Annotated in this window: 19 protein-coding genes; 9 read left to right on the top strand and 10 right to left on the bottom strand. The window is 62.6% G+C overall.

Annotation, left to right across the window (positions count from 1 at the left end):
• Positions 1-408: 408 nt before the first annotated feature.
• Positions 409-1,155: a hypothetical protein gene (locus tag ACLFLU_RS18055; RefSeq protein ID WP_426413504.1), complete on the bottom strand. Its 747-nt coding sequence runs from the start codon at positions 1,153-1,155 to the stop codon at positions 409-411.
• 305 nt (positions 1,156-1,460) lie between these two features.
• Here ACLFLU_RS18055 and ACLFLU_RS18060 point away from each other — a divergent pair, with 305 nt between their 5' ends.
• The 5 genes from ACLFLU_RS18060 (at position 1,461) to ACLFLU_RS18080 (ending at position 4,852) form a co-directional block, all read left to right on the top strand.
• Complete coding sequence (locus tag ACLFLU_RS18060; RefSeq protein WP_426413505.1) at positions 1,461-3,092, top strand: outer membrane beta-barrel protein; 1,632 nt, start codon at positions 1,461-1,463, stop codon at positions 3,090-3,092.
• 68 nt (positions 3,093-3,160) lie between these two features.
• Entirely contained in the window at positions 3,161-3,883 is a 723-nt protein-coding gene (locus ACLFLU_RS18065) for an outer membrane protein (protein ID WP_426413506.1), read from the top strand.
• 22 nt (positions 3,884-3,905) lie between these two features.
• A complete protein-coding gene (locus tag ACLFLU_RS18070; RefSeq protein ID WP_426413507.1) occupies positions 3,906-4,079 on the top strand; it encodes a hypothetical protein in 174 nt (57 codons plus the stop codon).
• A gap of 26 nt (positions 4,080-4,105) precedes the next feature.
• The gene (locus tag ACLFLU_RS18075) at positions 4,106-4,393 is read left to right on the top strand and encodes a hypothetical protein (protein ID WP_426413508.1); all 288 of its coding nucleotides are present in this window, start codon (positions 4,106-4,108) and stop codon (positions 4,391-4,393) included.
• A 240-nt stretch (positions 4,394-4,633) separates the two neighbouring features.
• The gene (locus tag ACLFLU_RS18080) at positions 4,634-4,852 is read left to right on the top strand and encodes a hypothetical protein (protein ID WP_426413509.1); all 219 of its coding nucleotides are present in this window, start codon (positions 4,634-4,636) and stop codon (positions 4,850-4,852) included.
• 46 nt (positions 4,853-4,898) lie between these two features.
• On the opposite strand, the gene ACLFLU_RS18085 is transcribed toward ACLFLU_RS18080, so the two are convergent.
• A complete protein-coding gene (locus tag ACLFLU_RS18085) occupies positions 4,899-5,726 on the bottom strand; it encodes a DUF2927 domain-containing protein (protein WP_426413510.1) in 828 nt (275 codons plus the stop codon).
• Between the two features lie 224 nt (positions 5,727-5,950).
• Positions 5,951-6,181: a hypothetical protein gene (locus tag ACLFLU_RS18090; protein ID WP_426413511.1), complete on the bottom strand. Its 231-nt coding sequence runs from the start codon at positions 6,179-6,181 to the stop codon at positions 5,951-5,953.
• A gap of 257 nt (positions 6,182-6,438) precedes the next feature.
• Between ACLFLU_RS18090 and ACLFLU_RS18095 the strand changes: the two genes are divergently transcribed.
• Positions 6,439-7,113 (top strand): response regulator transcription factor, encoded by a 675-nt coding sequence (locus ACLFLU_RS18095; protein WP_426413512.1) that lies wholly within the window; start codon positions 6,439-6,441, stop codon positions 7,111-7,113.
• A 1-nt stretch (position 7,114) separates the two neighbouring features.
• Positions 7,115-8,470, top strand: a complete 1,356-nt coding sequence (locus ACLFLU_RS18100) for an ATP-binding protein (protein WP_426413513.1) — start codon at positions 7,115-7,117, stop codon at positions 8,468-8,470.
• A 3-nt stretch (positions 8,471-8,473) separates the two neighbouring features.
• On the opposite strand, the gene ACLFLU_RS18105 is transcribed toward ACLFLU_RS18100, so the two are convergent.
• The 7 genes from ACLFLU_RS18105 to ACLFLU_RS18135 all read right to left on the bottom strand — a co-directional run bounded on the left by ACLFLU_RS18105 (position 8,474) and on the right by ACLFLU_RS18135 (position 15,942).
• Positions 8,474-9,763: a M20/M25/M40 family metallo-hydrolase gene (locus ACLFLU_RS18105; protein ID WP_426413514.1), complete on the bottom strand. Its 1,290-nt coding sequence runs from the start codon at positions 9,761-9,763 to the stop codon at positions 8,474-8,476.
• Positions 9,764-9,884: 121 nt separating this feature from the next.
• The gene (locus tag ACLFLU_RS18110; protein WP_426413515.1) at positions 9,885-10,646 is read right to left on the bottom strand and encodes a hypothetical protein; all 762 of its coding nucleotides are present in this window, start codon (positions 10,644-10,646) and stop codon (positions 9,885-9,887) included.
• Between the two features lie 396 nt (positions 10,647-11,042).
• A complete protein-coding gene (locus ACLFLU_RS18115; RefSeq protein WP_426413516.1) occupies positions 11,043-12,644 on the bottom strand; it encodes a TRAP transporter large permease in 1,602 nt (533 codons plus the stop codon).
• A complete protein-coding gene (locus ACLFLU_RS18120) occupies positions 12,641-13,180 on the bottom strand; it encodes a TRAP transporter small permease subunit (RefSeq protein WP_426413517.1) in 540 nt (179 codons plus the stop codon). The genes ACLFLU_RS18115 and ACLFLU_RS18120 overlap by 4 nt, the downstream gene beginning before the upstream one ends.
• 305 nt (positions 13,181-13,485) lie before the next feature.
• Positions 13,486-14,520 carry a GTP 3',8-cyclase MoaA gene (gene moaA / locus ACLFLU_RS18125; RefSeq protein ID WP_426413518.1) on the bottom strand — a complete coding sequence of 345 codons (1,035 nt, stop codon included), beginning with the start codon at positions 14,518-14,520 and terminating at the stop codon, positions 13,486-13,488.
• Positions 14,521-14,628: 108 nt separating this feature from the next.
• Positions 14,629-15,111, bottom strand: coding sequence for a hypothetical protein (locus tag ACLFLU_RS18130; protein WP_426413519.1), 483 nt, complete (start codon positions 15,109-15,111; stop codon positions 14,629-14,631).
• 156 nt (positions 15,112-15,267) lie between these two features.
• Positions 15,268-15,942, bottom strand: coding sequence for an HAD-IA family hydrolase (locus tag ACLFLU_RS18135; RefSeq protein WP_426413520.1), 675 nt, complete (start codon positions 15,940-15,942; stop codon positions 15,268-15,270).
• Between the two features lie 166 nt (positions 15,943-16,108).
• On the opposite strand from ACLFLU_RS18135, the gene rpiA reads away from it, so the two are divergent.
• Together rpiA and ACLFLU_RS18145 are read left to right on the top strand one after the other, a co-directional pair.
• Positions 16,109-16,822, top strand: coding sequence for a ribose-5-phosphate isomerase RpiA (gene rpiA, locus ACLFLU_RS18140; RefSeq protein ID WP_426413521.1), 714 nt, complete (start codon positions 16,109-16,111; stop codon positions 16,820-16,822).
• A gap of 2 nt (positions 16,823-16,824) precedes the next feature.
• Positions 16,825-17,346 carry a DUF2059 domain-containing protein gene (locus ACLFLU_RS18145; RefSeq protein ID WP_426413522.1) on the top strand — a complete coding sequence of 174 codons (522 nt, stop codon included), beginning with the start codon at positions 16,825-16,827 and terminating at the stop codon, positions 17,344-17,346.
• Positions 17,347-17,405 lie beyond the last annotated feature (59 nt).

Consider the following 17,405-nt stretch of genomic DNA (forward strand, 5'->3'; position numbering starts at 1 on the left):
TGGCCAGCTCCGGCGTTGGGTCTGGTCGTCCGCATGCTCGCCGTTGACGACATGCGGCCAAGTGGGAAATTTGCAATCAAAGTAGGTACGCGCCTTGAGTGAAGGACATCAGTGGCCGGAGAGGCCCCTCGGCGATCGCACCGGATCACGTCAGAGTGCATTTGGCTGAACACCGGCGCACGAAACTGCGCGGCGTGGCAACGCAAGCCCACCCCTGATGTCGTCGACTAACCCGGCAATCCGACGATGTGCCGGATCGGCGTAGAAAATCTATGTCGTTGAATGTCGCCGGAAATAAAAAAGTAATAGCCGTTCTGGTCCGTGGATCTACGGACTCAGGCGAGGTCGGCACGGGGAGTGGCGGCAACCCGAGCGAGTCTCTCTAAAGAATTACGCGTATTTGGGCGGTCAAGGCGCCGGGGCGTTTCTCGCGGCGGAATCCTGCTCGTTTCGAATCATGCTCGCATATTGAAGCGCGCGCCGCTCGCCCGACAGTTCGGGGCGCGATGCATGATGAAGGCCGGTGTCGTCGTGCGACCGGCTTGCGGGAGGTGCCAGCGTGGCAATGGCGGCCGCGCTGATCTGCTTCGGCGGATAGAGATAGAAGTCCATCAGCGCCATGTGTGCCCCATGAGCATTGCGCTGGAGGACGTCGCGCGACGCTTCGCCGGCGACGGGATAGATGGCGTTCCAGCCGGCAAAGCTGCTGGCCAGGATCTCCAATGCAAGAATCGTGGTGGTGATCTGGACGAAGCCTTCATTGGCCTTCTTGGCGCTGCGCGTGGTCGAGGCCTTGCGCAGGAGTTGCCGCAGCTCCTTGTGGCGCTCGATCAAGGGGCCCATGCGAAACTGCCACAACATGTTTGGCAGCGACGCGAAGCCGTGAACCTCGTGATACGATTCGATCAGGCTGCGGCATTGTCCCATCAGCGTCTTCGGCAGGAAGGTGAGATCGAATCCGGCATCGTCACGCGCCGGATCGCCGGTGAGGCGCGCAGCATGAGTCACGGTGTCCATCGTCGAACCTCGCCAAGCAGAGTTTAGCCGTTGCGAAGAGACTACCGAGTCCGGACATAAATCTTCGATCGAGAATCCGGCGCGATTGCGTAGCAAAAAAATAGCCACAGCACGTTGCGCGGGCTCTTCTGCGCGCAAGTCGAGCAGGCGCTTCGAGCGACTATGACGAAAATGACACAGCTCGTGTGAAACGGTTGCGCTGCGACATCGTTCATCCGCGAAATCTTCACGATCTCGCCGACGCTTTGAGCAAACCGCGCGGGCAATTGATGACTTCGCGTGCAAACGACGGCGAAGTGCATCGTTGCGCTATTTTATTTTAACGAACGCTCGCGCCAAACCGTATCGCCTTTTTCTGCGCCCCGCACGAAGGATGACACCGAACTTAACGAAACCGAAAGAACGCCTTGAAGGCGTCGGTACCAACCGTTTGGGGCAACATGATGAGAAAGTATCTTCTGGCAGGCGCATCGCTCGTTGCGATGATGGGGATGGGCGGCGCTGCCAATGCGGCGGACACGCTTCCGCCGGTGGGGCAGACGTTTTGCGATCCGTACAAGAAGTATTCGTGTCTCGATAGCTATCTCGGCACTGACTTCTTCACGCGCTTCATCAACTACTATCGGCTTGAATGGAATCACGACGCCGCGCCCGCCGATCCGAAGGCGCCGCCCTCACGCCGCGCCGAATGGCCCACGACGCCGCAAAGCACGCCGCCGATGCCCTTCACGGAGTGGCCCTATGGCGGCACGACCAACCTCGGCGTGACGCGGCCGAACTCGGTTGACAGTCCATTGATGAGTGCGATTTCCAACACGGCTCTCGGGTCGTGGATGAATGACGCCCATATCCAGGTCTATGGCTGGATCGATCCGGGCGGCAATCTCAGCAACAACACCGTCCGTGGTGGCAATGCCCCTGCCGCCTACAGTTACAATCCCAATACCGTTCAGCTCGATCAGGCTGTGGTCTACATCGAGCGCCTGCCCGACACGGTTCAGAAGGACCATGTCGATTGGGGTTTCCGTATCGCGCCGATCTATGGCGAGAACTATCGCTACACCACGGCCTACGGTCTGTGGAGCAACCAGCTGCTCCAGCAGAACAAGAACTACGGTTACGACATGCCGATGGCCTACGGCGAAGTCTTCATTCCGCAGGTCGCGGAAGGTCTGAACATCCGCTTCGGACGGTTCATTTCGATTCCGGACATCGAGGCGCAGCTCGCGCCGAACAACTACATGTACTCGCACTCGATGACCTATACGTTCGACAACTATACCAACACGGGTGTCCAGGCGACGCTGGCGGCGACGAAAAACCTGATCCTCCAGTTGGGTTCCACGATCGGTACCGAAGCGATGCCCTGGCAGTGGGGCGCGAGGATCGTGAATACCAATCCGAACCCGCTTTACCCCGGCACCACGTTCCTGAAGGATCCAGGTGCAAAGCCGAGCATCACCGCCGGCGTTCGCTATACGACCGACAGCGGCAACGACAGCATCAACATCGTCGCTGACGGCATCAACAACGGCGTTTGGGGTTACAACAATCTGCAGTGGTACGGATTGACCTACTACCACAAGTTCAATGACCAATGGCATGTCTCGTTCGAGAGCTACAACGGGCATCAGAGCGGCGTACCGAACCTCAACAATGCCGTTGTCCAGGCCATCAATGCTGCTGGGGCGGGCACGCCATTTTCGGCGAACGTGATGCCGTTCAACGCGCCGGGCCAGGCGTTCTGCGCCAACGCGGCTGCACTCACCTGCAACGCCTCCTGGCAGACCTACCTGATGTATCTGAACTACAAGGCAACGCCGCTCGACAACATCTCCTACCGTTTGGAGTGGTTTGACGACAAGCAGGGCCAACGCACCGGCACCAAGACCCGCTACGTCGAAACCGGGATCGGCTGGCAGCACTGGTTCTCGCCCCAGATCGAGATTCGGCCGGAGGTTTCGTTCTACAGAGCGCTGGACGCGTTTGCGTTCAACGGCAACTCGAACCTCGGTATTGCGCCGAACCGCAAGAACGCCCTCATCGGCTCGGCGGACATCATCATCCACTTCTGATGCACGGCAAAGCGCGGCGGCCTGGATCGCCGCGCTTTCATCAGGACAATTCTACAGAGGTTCTCAAAATGAAGCGGTTTCTTTTCACCACGGCCTCGCTCTGCGCACTTGGTCTCGCATCACCGGCGTTTGCGGCGGATCTTCCGATCTACGGCAAGGCGCCGGCGATGGCCCCGCCAGCCTATGACTGGAGCGGTTTCTACGTCGGCGCGTTCGGCGGATATGGCCTCGGCAACCACAACCTGAACAATGCAACAGGTCCGGCGGGCTTCGCGAACTTCACCGCCAACTACGATTCAGCGGGCGCTCTCGGTGGCGGTGAGGCTGGCTATAACTGGCAGTCCGGCAACATCGTGTTCGGCGTCGAAGCCACTGCCTTCGGGGCAGACATCAAGGGTGGCGACAATTTTGCCCTCGGTTGGGACGACACGACCAAGCTGCGTTGGGGCGGCACGGTTCGTGCGCGAGGTGGTATCGCGGTCGATCGCCTTCTGCTGTTCTTCACGGGCGGCTGGGCCTACGGCTCACTGACGCATACCGATACGAATCCGGGCGTCGGCGTCGACACGTTCAAGACGACACGCAGCGGCCTCGCCGCAGGCGGCGGCATCGCCTATGCGATCACCGAGAATCTGATCGGGAAGTTCGAATACACCTACCTCGATCTCGGGACTTTCCGTCGCGATGCACCGACCAACGGTGTGCTCGCTTACGACGTCGCCAACACATATTCGCTCGTGACACTGGGCCTCGACTACAAGTTCGGCGGCCCGGTGGTGGCGAAGTACTGAGACCCTTGGAGGAGGGGACAGCATGACTTGTTCGAAACGTGTTCGGACCATGGTGACCATGATCGCTCTCGCAGGGCTCGGTGCATGCCTTGCCGGATGCGTGAGCGATCTTGGCGCGGCGACGGGCGAGGCCGCGGCCTCGCCCCAGATGCGCTACTACGGCGGCCCCAAATCGCCGATGTGGCCGGCGCAATGAAGCGTGCAACCCGGCTGAGAGGAATCATGAAGTCAGCGGTGCACACCGCAGTCGCAATGCTTGCGAGCGCGCTGCTGCTGGTTTCATGGGCGAGCCCCGCAGCAGCAAAGCACAGCCACCATCGGCAATGGCACGCTCATCACAGGGTGGCGACGCCGGTCCACGTGGCCGACGCAGCATCGGCGGGTGCCGCGCGGTTGGCCTGGGGTGCGGCGCCGATGCAGGTCGTCGCACAGGCGCCGATCCATCTCGGACCAATGCGCTACTATGGTGGACCGAAGTCGCCGATGTGGCGCGGTCAGGCGGCAAACTAGGCTTGAGCGTCGCCGACGGCACCACGCGCGTGATTGCGGTGCGACGGCCGGTGCTTCGCCTTTGTTCTAGGCGGCGAGCTGCGTTGCTCCATTTTGCTGCATCTGCCGATTAATCTTGCGAGCGATGCGGATTGGGATCAGCATCCGATTGCAGGGACAACCGCGCGACGGATGGAGTCGCAGATTGGAAATGTAAAGCCTCTTCCGTTGAAGTTGTCCCGCTTCACATGGAGGGTGCAGATGTCCAGGACTTTTGTTCTCAGCGCGATCGCGATTGCTGCAGCGCCGTTGTTGCTGGCGCAGCCTGCGTTGGCCGGTGCCTCCGCCAGCGCGCCGTCGAAGTACAGTCAGAACAGGCAAGTAGCGGTCGCCCACCAGGCGCGCCATACGCAGAAGACCGATTTCGCGATTACCGAATTTTCGTCGTCATCGACCAAGACGACGTCGCCGCGGAAGTAAATTCGTCGGAACGCGATGCCATCAGGCATGGCCCCGTCGTGTACCGTCAGTTCGGGTGGAGGAGGCGGGTTGCGTCCGCATCCTCGCCTGGATTGTTGCGGCTGACTTGATCACGCACGGTCGTGAGCACCGCGGGAAGGATTCGTTCGACCTCGCTTCGTGTCATTCCCGGCCGGATTCGCGGGTCATAGAGGATGTTTAGGAGATATTGGTCGTAGATGTCGAAGAAGCCCATCTGGACGTTGTCGTTGAACATGGTCCAGGGAACGCTGGCGTCGTCGTTGATGGCGCCGAGACCTTGCAGCAGCTCCTCGTAGGCGCAATCATAGAAAGAGAATTCACCGACATCGGTTGGCAGGATGACCTCAGCCCGCCGGATGCGATAGGCGCCGTCCTTGGCGATGCCCGAAAGGCACTGCGGACTGAGCGAGTGCTCGATCTTGTTCGCCTTCTCCCGGCCGAAGCGGGTGCGAACGGCCGGGATCAGGTCTCGCGCTGCGACCAGTGTCACGATGAAGTTGGCGGCGTCTCGATCCTCGGTCAGTGCCAGATCGAGATGATCGACGCGTCGTCGGATGTCGGCGACAATCGCCGTGAGCGTGGCAGCGTGCTGGCCCTTGGCATCGATGAATATCCGGACCGGTTCGTCGAATTTGCGAATCCGATGAACCGGTGCGTCCAGCGCGAGTTCCGCATCGAGCGCGATCTTGAAGAAGCCGTTCCGGATTTCGGCGTCGCTGAACCCTTGCCTCTGCTCGGCCCGCCGGTTCGCAATCTCCAGCGGCTCCGCGTGCGCCTGAAGCGCGGCGACGCCACACCACGCCACCGTGGCAAGGCCGACCAGACGTGTCATCGGACTGAAATTGCGCATCATCGGGGTGATCCGCAGGCAAGATCCATACCGGCGATCGCGAATGCAGACCGCGGCGGTACTGGTTCATTATCCTGCAGTGCGCATAGGAATTCGATCGGATGCCGCGATCGATCCCATAGGAGACGCATAAGGACTTGGAGAACTGGCGCCGCCCACGCAAGCCGACCTTACGCTAACCTGACAAGCGTAGCGGTCGTCGCGTGCGGCTCGACGATCGAGCGCCGCTAGCGATCCTCATCCGAGTGCGACGCCTTTTCGATGATCTGGGCGATGACCGAAACGATCGCGGCTGCGGCCGCAACGGCGGCCTGCCGCGATTGGGTCCCAAGGTCCGGGGCGGCGTAGCTCCCGCCATTCCAGGCAAACAGGCCGAGGGACAAGGCGACCTCCAGCGCCAGGATACCCGCGATGCAAGCGGCAACGAATGCAATCCAGCGTGCGGCACTGCGACTCATGGGCTTGGATCGAAGCGACGTGGCTCAACTCCGGATCTGCGAAGGCCGGCCGAGGTAAGCTCCTCATTCGCCAGCAACTCTGCCAATTGTATCGGCGGCGATCCGGACTATGCTAACAAGTCCATCTGACACCGGCCTTACGGTGCCTCGCAGGCGCGCTATGTTCTGGAAAATTGGCGCTTCCATTCGCATCGAATGGGGGTAGCAATAAAGGTCAAAGTGCCTGCCCAATTGGAATTTGTTGGAATTCTCCAGAAATGCGCCTTCTGATCGTCGAGGACAATGCCGAGCTGTCGCGGCTCGTGGCCCGCGGGCTGGCGGCGGCCGGCTATGAGAGCGATATCGTTGCTAGCACCGAGGAGGCGCGCGAGGCGTTGCACAATGTCAGCTATGCCGCGATGATCCTCGACCTCGGCCTGCCCGACGGCGACGGCCTGTCAGTGTTGCGCGAGCTGCGGCGGCAGATGGAACCGCTGCCAGTGCTGGTGCTGACCGCGCGCGGCGGCGTGCAGGACCGCGTCAACGGCCTGCGCAGCGGCGCCGACGATTACCTGGCCAAGCCGTTCGCGATGGAGGAGCTGGTGGCGCGGCTGGAGGCGATCCTGCGCCGTCCGGGCCAGCTGCTCGGACGCTCGCTGCGGCTCGCCAACCTCGTCTACGACACCGAAAGCCGCCAGATCTTCGTCGACGACAAGCCGCGGATCATCTCGTCGCGCGAGACCTCGGTGCTGGAGATCCTGCTGCGCCGGCAGGGGCGGGTGGTGCCGAAGAAGAACGTCGAAGATCATATCTTCGGGCTCGAGGGCGAGGTCGCATCCAACGCGGTCGAGGTGTATGTCTCCCGGCTGCGCAAGCAACTTGCCGAGCATGGCGCCAAGGTCGTGATCCACACCATCCGCGGCGTCGGCTACATGATGGCCGAGGAGAAATAGTGTGGCCGCCGCCGGGTTGTTCGCCAGGCCGTCGTTCAAATCGCTGATCTCGCGCATCGTGTTCTTGCACATCATTGCGGTCGCGGTGGTGGCGATCTTCCTGCCGCTGGTGCTGTTCTGGCTGCTGAATTCCGAGATCGACCAGCTGCATCGCGCTGCGATGCGCGCCCAGGCCGAGACGCTGGCCGAGCGTATCGCGGTCCAGCCCGACGGCAGGGTGACGTTCAATCTGCCCGACAGCCTGCGCGGTCTCTATTCGGAAGCCTATGGCCGCTACCAGTACGACATCCGCGATGCCGACGGCCGCCTGCTGTTCTCGTCGCACAAGAAGAGCGGTGGCGTTGAATCAGAGTCGATTTCCGGCGCCGACGTGACCCAGACAATCGGCGATACCACCGTTCGCATTCAGGTGGCGGAAGACCTGTCCCATCGCGACGTCATCACCGATGACATCGTGTCCAACTTCTTCCGCCGGGTCGGCTGGATCACCATTCCCATTCTCCTGATTCTGCTCGCCACCGATATCATCATCTTCCGCCGCGCGATCGCGCCGCTGTGGAAGGCCTCGGAACAGGCGAGCAATATCGGTCCGTCACGCACCGACATTCGCCTGCCGACCGAGCAGATCCCACGCGAGATCGTGCCGCTCGTCACCGCCGTCAACCAGGCGCTGGATCGCCTCGAGGACGGCTTTCGCGTGCAACGCCAGTTCACCGCCGACGCCGCCCATCAGCTGCGCACGCCGCTCGCGATCCTGCGCACGCGGGTCGAGACGCTAGGCGACGGCGCCGCCAGGCAGGCGCTGCATGACGACATCGCAGGCATGAGCCGGATCGTCGCGCAGCTCCTGGAGATCGCCGAGCTCGACACGCTGGTGCTCGATCCAGGCGAGACAGCCGATCTGCGCGCCGTCTGCGCCGAAGTCGTGGGCGCAATCGCGCCGTTCGCGATCGCGCAGCACAAGGACATTGCGCTCCGGGGCGCCGACGCGCCGGTGATGATTCACGGCAATTCCGAGATGCTCCAGCGCGCGGTCTTCAACCTCGCCGAAAACGCCATCAAGTTCACCGCCAAGGAGACGTCGGTCGATGTCGAGGTCGGGGACGATGGTTCGGTGCGCGTGCGCGATTGCGGTCCGGGCGTCGCGGAAGCCGAACGTGAGCTGATCTTCCAGCGCTTTTGGCGCAGGGATCGCCATCGCAGCGACGGCGCGGGCCTGGGACTTTCGATCGTGCGCGGCGTCGCCGACGATCACGCCGCAACGGTGGCAGTGGACAATCTCCCCGGCGGCGGCGCCGAGTTTACGCTGCGGTTCAGGCTGGCGGAGGCGGGGGCCTCCGCCCTTGGCCGGAGCTGACCGCTACTTCAGCTTGCCGGTGGACAGATCCATGATCATGCGCGTGGTCAGGTAGAGACGCGGCACGATGGTGTCGAGCTTCACATATTCGGCATCGTTGGAATGCGCGCCGAAGCCCGACAGGCCCATGCCTTCGACCACGGCGCCCTTGGTCTTGAGCGCGGCAAAGGCAGCATCGGTGCCGCCGCCGGTCGCCTTCTCGTCGACCTTGAGGGGCAGTCCGATTTCCCCGTAGATCGTCTTGCCGTAGGCTGCGACGTGGCGCGAGGCGTCGTTGGCTTCCAGTGGCGGGCGGCGCACCTCGAATTTCAGCTCGACCTTGGAATCGGGCAGCAGGCGATTCTTGATCTTCTCTTGCAGCGCCTTCTCCAGCTCGTCGAAATCCGACACCTTGAGTGCGCGCGCATCAGCCTGGGCCGTGGCTTCGGCGGGGATCACGTTGCGGTTGGTGCCAGCTTTGGAGACCGTCCAGTTCAGCTTCAGGCCCTGCTCGGGCTTGGACAGGTCTTTCATCTGCAGCACCTGGTGCGAGAGCTCGTAGAGCGCATTGATGCCGCCCTCGGGCCGCGCGCCAGCATGCGAGGACTTGCCGGTCACCGTGAGATAGGCCGAGCCGATGCCGCTGGTGGCCAGGCGCAGCGTGCCGTCGGTGCCGCCGCCCTCGAACGAGAACACCACGTCCTGATCGGAGGCGAACTTGGTGATGGTGCTGCGCCAGCCGGGCGAGGAGATCTCCTCATCACCGTTGGTCAGCACGGTGAGCGTGCCGTAGTCTTTGAAATTCAGCTTCTGCAGCATCGCCACGGTATGGAGGATTAGGGCGACGCCCTGCTTGTCGTCGGCAATGCCGAGGCCGTAGGCCTTGTCGCCGTCGATGCGGAACGGCTGATCCTTCAGCATGCCCTTCAGGTAAACCGTGTCCATATGGGCGATCAGCATGATCTTCTTGGTGCCGGTGCCCTTGAACACGGCGTGCACGGCCGGGCCGATCTTCTCGGGCGTGTCGTCGAGGCGATAGATGTCAGTGGGCTGCAGGATCTCCACCGCGCCGCCGAGCTGCTTGAGTTGGTCGGCTACGCGGCCTGCGATCAGGTTCAGGCCCTCGACGTCCTTGCTGCCGGATTCGATGCTGACGAGATCGCGCAGCGTGTCGAGCAGCGGCTGCTGCTCCTTTTGCGCCAGCGCCTGAACATCAGCCATCGGTTCGGCATGCGCCATCGTTGCGGCAAATGCCAGCCAGAGAGAGGCGAGCAACGGACGAGCGAGCGATGGAGCAGGGAGCGATCGGGACATGCGCGGCGGACCATAGGTTGGAGGATGGCCCGATATGCCTATGTTTCCGGCACTTGTCACGCGACACTTGCGCTGCGCCCCTTCTGTATTCCTCAGTCTCTCGCCTCGCTCGCGTTTGTGCTCATGGCGGCAGGAATGCTGCTGCCTGCTCAAGCTGGTCAACCAGCACAGCTTCGGTCGGCCGCTCGAATACGAAGCGAGAGGTCACTGATATTGCGGCGCCGGCACCGCCGTCCTGGCCTATGAGGATGAGTCCGGCCCCGCCATTGGCGACATTCAGAATGGTCTCCTCGCCGCTCCAGGTCCTGATCGGGTCCATTGCAATGATGAGAAATTCCCCCAAGGGCTGGTCGAGATATTGAAGCCTCAACTGGGGACCGACCTCCGCCGCGGCAATCCGCAAACCCAGCCGCTTGGCGCGCTCGTACATTGCGGCCAAGGTCACTGTGTCTGTCTCGAAGCCAAGTGCGGCCGCCGACACAGTGACCAGCTCCACTTCCTTTTTCGTAGAACTGACGATGAAGGCCGGCCGCGCGAGGATTTCTGCAGCCGATCCTCCGACGTGGCAGCCGATTGCGTCCATGGCGTTTCGAAGGGTGAGCGAATTTGAATAGCTGCCGAGAGTAATCCTCTTCCACACCGGGAGATCGGCAATTGATCTGACTGGCGTGACCGGCGCATGACTTGACGAAGCCGTCTTCGGCTTCGACTGGTTCTGCAACACATCTCGTGCGCTGCATTGCGCACCAGCTTCAGTCGCGAACTGGAACATACACACGGCGCAGAGCATCGTGGTCAAGAGGCGACGGCTACGATGATGCGCTGCTGTCGAACAATGCTGTCGTGCTCGGCAATCAATTTCCTGATGTAAATCCTGGTCCATGACAACCTCGCTTGCGTGAGGCGCGGACAATATGAATTGAAAAGTCTTTTATAGAATTGATCGGTCGGTCCGCGTCGTAATGGATTTCTGAAAGTGGCTGTAAGCTTAATCCCGATGGCGCGCGTGAACAGCGTAAATTTCGAGAGATCAGGGAAGGTATTGGGGCAAGGATGCTGACGGGGCTCGCACAATGCCGGTGCGCCGGCACCGTTCCACCGAGAATCGCACGCCCTTTGATGGTGCGCGTGAGCAGTTCAATTTCAGCGCGATCGCCGATGCAAATCGCCGATGCAAGACGTCGGCGTCCGTCGCGACCGGCGCCCCAAGATGCGCCTTCCCCCACATCCGCCTTCGCCAAGGCTTCGGCGGATATGAGGGGAGAAGAAAGCGCGTCCGCTACTTCGTCGGCGGGCCGAGATCCAGTGGCGGCAGGTCGATCTGCGGTACCTCGATCCTGACCTTGTCGAGGTCGACATTGACCGGCTTGTCGAGGAGGCCCGTCACCGTGATCGGGAAGGCGATCACGATCAGCACCATGATCATCTGCAGGCCGATCCAGGGCATCGCGCCCCAATAGATGTCCGAGCTCTTCACTTCCTTCGGCGCCACGCCGCGCAGGTAGAACAGCGCGAAGCCGAACGGAGGATGCAGGAACGAGGTCTGCATGTTCACGCACAGCATGACGCCGAACCAGATCAGCGCCGGTCCGTCACCGACTACAGGCCCCAGGATCTTCTGCGCAATCGGCGCGATCATCGGCAGAATGATGAAGGCGATCTCGAAGAAGTCGAGGAAAAACGCCAGGAAGAAGATGAAGAGGTTGATGAAGATCAGGAAGCCCCAGACGCCGCCGGGCAGCGAGGTCAGCATGTGCTCGAGCCAGACGCCGCCGGAGACGCCGAGGAACACCACCGAGAAGCAAGTCGAGCCGATCAGGATGAAGGTGACCATGCAGGTGATGCGCATGGTGGTCTCGTAGCCCTGCTTGATCAGGTCGCGCAGGTCGGGAATGCGCGCGGCCTGGATGCAGATCCAGGCGACCGCCAGATACGTCACCGCGAAGGCGAGCTTGAAGATCAGGTTCTCGGTGAACAGCATCGCGATGATGGTGCCGATGCCGGCCGCGATCACGCCGACTATCAGCACCTTGCGGTCGGTCGAGGTGAAATCCTTGTGATGGATCGCGGCGAGCACGATGGCGCCGACCGCGCCCATGGCGCCGGCTTCGGTCGGTGTGGCCAGCCCCATCATCATGGTGCCGAGCACGACGAAGATCAGTACGGCCGAGGGGATGATGCCCATCAGGCACTTCTTCCACAGCGCCCAGCCGGTCAGCGTGCGCGCCTCCTTCGGGACCGGCGGCACGTGGTCCGGCTTGATCAGGCCGAGAATGAAGGTGTAGCCGGCGAACAGCATGATCTGGAACACCGAGGGGCCCCAGGCGCCGAGATACATGTCGCCGACCGACTTGCCGAGCTGGTCGGCGAGCACGATCAGCACCAGCGAGGGCGGCACCAGCTGCGTGATGGTGCCGGAGGCAGCCAGCACGCCGGTGATGTAGCGCATGTTGTAGCCGTAGCGGATCATCACCGGCATCGAGATCAGCGCCATGGCGATGACCTGCGCCGCCACGGTGCCGGTGATGGCGCCGAGGATGAAGCCGACGATGATGACGGAATAGCCGAGACCGCCGCGGATCGGGCCGAACAACTGGCCCATCGAATCCAGCATGTCCTCGGCTAGTCCACATCTCTCCAATATGGCGCCCATGAAGGTGAAGAAGGGAATCGCCAGCAGCAGCTCGTTGGAGAGCACGCTGCCGAACACGCGGCCGGGGATCGCCTGGAGGAAGTTGAGGTCGAAGAATCCGAGATGGATGGCGAGGAAGCCGAAGGAGAGGCCGACGGCCGCGAGCGTAAACGCGACCGGGAAGCCGAGCAGCATCACCAGAACCAGGCCGCCGAACATCAACGGCGGCATCATCTCCAGCGTGATCATTGGGTCGGCCTCTCGTACTTGGCGTCGATCGTCACATAGCCCTGGAGAGCCGCGATACGCTTGATGACTTCGGAAACTCCCTGCAATGCCAGCATCACGAAGCCGGCGGGGATCACGAACTTGATGGGCCAGCGGATCAGGCCGCCGGCATTGCCCGACATCTCGCCGACCTCATAGGCCTGCATGAAGAACGGCCACGACAGGTAGGAGAGCAGGAGGCAGGAGGGGATCAGGAAGAACAGCGTGCCGATCAGGTCGAGCCAGAGCTGGCCGCGCTCGGACAGCATCAAATAGAGAATCTCGACGCGGACATGCTCGTTGCGCTTGAAGGTGTACGACGCGCCGAACATCACGAGGATCGCGAACATGTACCATTGCAGCTCCAGCCACCCGTTCGACGAGTAGCTGAAGGCATAGCGGATCATCGCATTGGCCGCGCTGACCAGGCAGGCGAGAAGCACGAGCAGGTTACAGACGTACCCAATCTTTTCATTGAGGGCGTCGATGGCGGTGCTCACCGCCAGCAATGGACGCATCTTACTTTCTCTCCGTCGCCGTCGCGGCCTAACACTTTACGGGAGACTTCAGCGCGCAAATCTCGGCCCGCGTGCCATGAGCACGCGACCGCACGGATCACAGTCCGAAAGCGATTGCGGCGTCAGTCCTCCCCTCGTGCCTTGCCGTCTTGACCGCGACCGCCAACGGGGCGGGCCGGCTTATTGCTGCCGGGCAAGCAAAGGCGGTCGCACCAAACCAGCGGGCTTGTGCGCCGTCAATCGGAAAATGGGCAAATTGACGGCGGGTCAAAAGCTTAGGTTGTTGGGGAGGGGGCGGCGAATCCTCAGCCGCCAGTGACGCTCATATGCCTGCTGACGCTGGGACGGTCGTGGCGGCGGTCGATGATGAAATCGTGGCCCTTGGGCTTCAGCCCGATAGCGCGGTCGATCGCGGCCGCTAGCAGTTCATCGTCGCTCGACGCGCGCAAAGGCTTGCGTAGATCGGAGGCATCCTCGTGGCCGAGGCAGGTGTGCAGCGTGCCGGTGCAGGTGATGCGCACCCGGTTGCAGGATTCGCAGAAATTGTGGGTCATCGGCGTGATGAAGCCGAGCTTGCCGCCGGTCTCGGCGACACTGACGTAGCGCGCCGGCCCGCCGGTGCTCTCGGCCAGATCCGTCAGCGTGAATTGCTGGGCGAGCCGCGCGCGCACCAGCGACAGCGGCAGATACTGGTCGATGCGGCCCGAACCGATCTCGCCCATCGGCATCACCTCGATCAAGGTCAGCCCCATGCCCTTGCCATGGGCCCAGCGCATCAGATCGGGAAGCTCGTCCTCGTTGAGATTCTTCAGCGCCACCGCGTTGATCTTCACCGCGAGCCCTGCGGCGCGCGCCGCCTCGACGCCTTCCAGCACCTTGTCGATCTCGCCCCAGCGCGTGATCTCGCGAAACTTCCTCGGATCGAGCGTGTCGAGCGAGACGTTGATGCGGCGGACGCCACAATCGGCAAGTTCCCGGGCATGTTTTGCGAGTTGCGTGCCGTTTGTGGTCAGCGTCAGCTCGCCCAGCGCGCCGCTCGTGAGATGGCGCGACAGCGAGCGCACCAGTGACATCACATTGCGCCGGACCAGCGGCTCGCCGCCGGTGAGCCGCAGCTTCTTCACGCCCTTGGCGATGAAGGCCGTGCAGAGCCGGTCAAGCTCCTCGAGCGTCAGCAAATCGGCCTTGGGCAGGAACGTCATGTCTTCCGACATGCAATAGAAGCAGCGCAGGTCGCAGCGATCGGTGACGGAGACGCGCAAATAGGAGATGGTCCGCCCGAACGGATCGGTCATCGCGCTCGACAGCGCGGCGCGGGAGGTCGCGGGAGATCCGTTCATACCAAATGCCTTGTCACTTACGGCGACGGGCGCACCTTTGCTTCAGCGGTGCCGTAGAAGCAATCTAAGCATCGGATGCGGCTAGGACAATCGGGCAGTATGCGTAGATTAACGCTTGCCCGCGTTCGGATCGGGGAACGCTGAACCGGCTGCGGGCGCTGCAGCATCGGCCGGCGCCGCGGCGGGCGCGGCTGCGGCCGGTTTCGGCGTCTTCGGCCGGTGCGGCTTCTTCTTCACCGGCTTGGGCGGCACCGCCGGCTGAAGCTCCGCGAACACCGGGTTCGGATCGGTGGTCACCGTAGCGGGCGTGGTGAAATCGCCGGGATTCTTGATCACGTTCACGGGCACGCTGGTCGGCTGATACTTATTGAGGACGTAGTCGACCGTGAACGGAGCCTCCGGCGCGGGAACCGAGACCGAGCAGGGGGTCTTGCAGCCCGGACCGAGCGAGGTCTTGGCGTCGGCCCCCGGGGGATTGGATTCGAGCCGGACCTGGACGGTCGGCGGCGCCGATTTGAACATGTCCCAAGACATCGAGGAGCAGCCACCAAGGCTCGCTCCCGCTAACGCAATCGCGATGACACGACGCATGACCATCCACTTCTAGTGCGACGAACCGCCACATAACCCCGCGCAGACCTTAGGAGCGTCGCTTGGGGCAAGCAACCGGCGCACCGTGCATAGTTAATAGATGGTTAACGCAGGGTTTCCTGGAATAACGCAGCTATGTCAGGGCCTTGCCTGGTCCTAAGCCGTCATCAGGCTATGGGCGGCCGCCGGCAGGTCGCGCATGTGATGGATCAGCCGGTCCGGCTTCAGATCGGCGATCGGCACGTCCGTGTAGCCGAAACTGACCCCGATCACAGGCACTCCCGCGCGCCGGGCCACGCCGACGTCGGTTCCGGCGTCGCCGACCATGATGCTGGCTTTGACCTCGCCGCCGGCCCGCGCCACGGTCTCGCGGAAAATGGTCGGATCGGGCTTCTGGACCCCAAAGGTGTCCGCGCCGCAGATCGCTGCGAACCGCCGGCTCAGGTCGAGCTGGTCCAGGAGCCGCTTCGACAGCCATTCCAGCTTGTTGGTGCAGACCGCGAGACGATGGCCCTGGGCCGCAAACAGGTCGAGCGCGTCGAGGAGCCCCTCGAAGGGCAGCGATTCGACCGCGATATGATCGGCGTAATAGGCGATGAAATCCGCCGTCATCCGGTCCATGTCGGCAGGCGTGACCGAGCGGCCCTCGGCCTCCAGGCCCCGCTCGATCAGCTTGCGGGCACCGGCGCCGATCATGTTGCGGGCCGAGGCCATCGGCACGGGCGGCAGGCCTTCGCGGTCGAGCACGTAATTGAGCGCGGTGATCAGGTCGGGCGCCGTATCCACAAGCGTGCCGTCGAGATCGAAGACGAGAGTGTAGGGGGAGGTCATGGTCCAAGCGCTACCGGCCCGGCCGTACCGGCGCAAGGGGCAGGGCTATAAGATCAGCTTATAGGCCCGTTCCCAGACCCTGTTCTCCGGGGAAAAACGAGGCTACATAGGCCCGCCGCAACCGACGGGACCAGCGGCACTCCAGACTTGAGAGGCGGGCCCAAACTTGGACATGGACCAGTTGAAGCGGCAGGCTGCGGCGCGTGCGCTGGAAGAGGTGCGTGACGGCATGCAGCTCGGCCTCGGCACCGGCTCGACCGCCAAGCATTTCGTCGAGCTGCTTGGCGAGCGCGTCGCTGCCGGCCTCAGGGTGATCGGCGTGCCGACCTCCGAGGCGACGCGCGCCGATGCGGCGCGCTGCGGCGTGCCGCTGACCACGCTCGATGAGATCGACCATCTCGACATCACCGTCGACGGCGCCGACGAGATCGATCCCGAGCTCAATTTGATCAAGGGCGGTGGCGGTGCGCTGCTGCGTGAGAAGATCGTGGCGGCCGCCTCGGATCGCATGATCGTGATTGCCGACGACACCAAATGGGTGCCGACGCTCGGCCGCTTTCCGCTGCCGGTCGAGGTCATTCCGTTCGGGCTCGGCGCGACGCGTCGGGCGATCGAGAAGGCATTTGCGGAGTGCGGCGTTTCCGGGCAAATGGCGGTCCGCAAGGCCAGGGATGGCCACGTTTTCGTCACCGATGGTGGCCACTGGATCGTCGATGCCCAGCTCGGACGTATTGTGGATCCGGCCAGCCTCGCCAGGGCGTTGAGCGCGATCCCCGGCGTGGTCGAGCATGGGTTGTTCATCGGCTTGGCCAGCTCGGCTGTTTTGGCGGGTGGCGAGGGAATTCGTGTGATTGAACGGCGAAAGCCGAAAGGAGACTAGAAATGAAGAGCGTTTTGAAGATCGTGCCCGCTGCGTGCCTCGCTTTCGCGCTGGCACTGGGGGCAGTGCCTGCGACTGCGCAGCAGCCGGCAGCACCGTCGGCGCCGTCTGCGGCGTCGATTGCGGCGGCGAGGGAGATTTTGACGCTGAAGAATGCCAGTGCGATGTACGCCAACGCCGTGCCCGGCATGGTGGAGAAGGTCAAGGGCACGCTGATCGGGCAGAACCTCAACTACCAGAAGGATCTCAACGAGCTCGCCCCGATCGTCGCCAAGCAGCTTGCCGGCCGCGAGCAGGAGATCGGCGATGGCATGGTGGGCGTCTATGCCGGTGAGTTCACCGAGCAGGAGCTGAAGGACCTCGTTGCGTTCTACAAGTCGCCGCTCGGCCAGAAGCTGATCACCAATGAGCCCAAGGCCATCAGCCTCAGCATGCAGGTCATGAACGCCTGGGCGCAGAACTTCTCCGAGGTCGTCGCGAGCGCGTTCCGCGCCGAGATGAAGAAGCGTGGCAAGGAAATGTGACAGTACCTATCTCCAGGGATAGCTGATCAGGAAGCCCCAAAGCGCGCCGCGGTTTGGGT

It is taken from the genome of Bradyrhizobium ganzhouense (genome assembly GCF_049949285.1).
Lineage (GTDB): Bacteria > Pseudomonadota > Alphaproteobacteria > Rhizobiales > Xanthobacteraceae > Bradyrhizobium > Bradyrhizobium ganzhouense.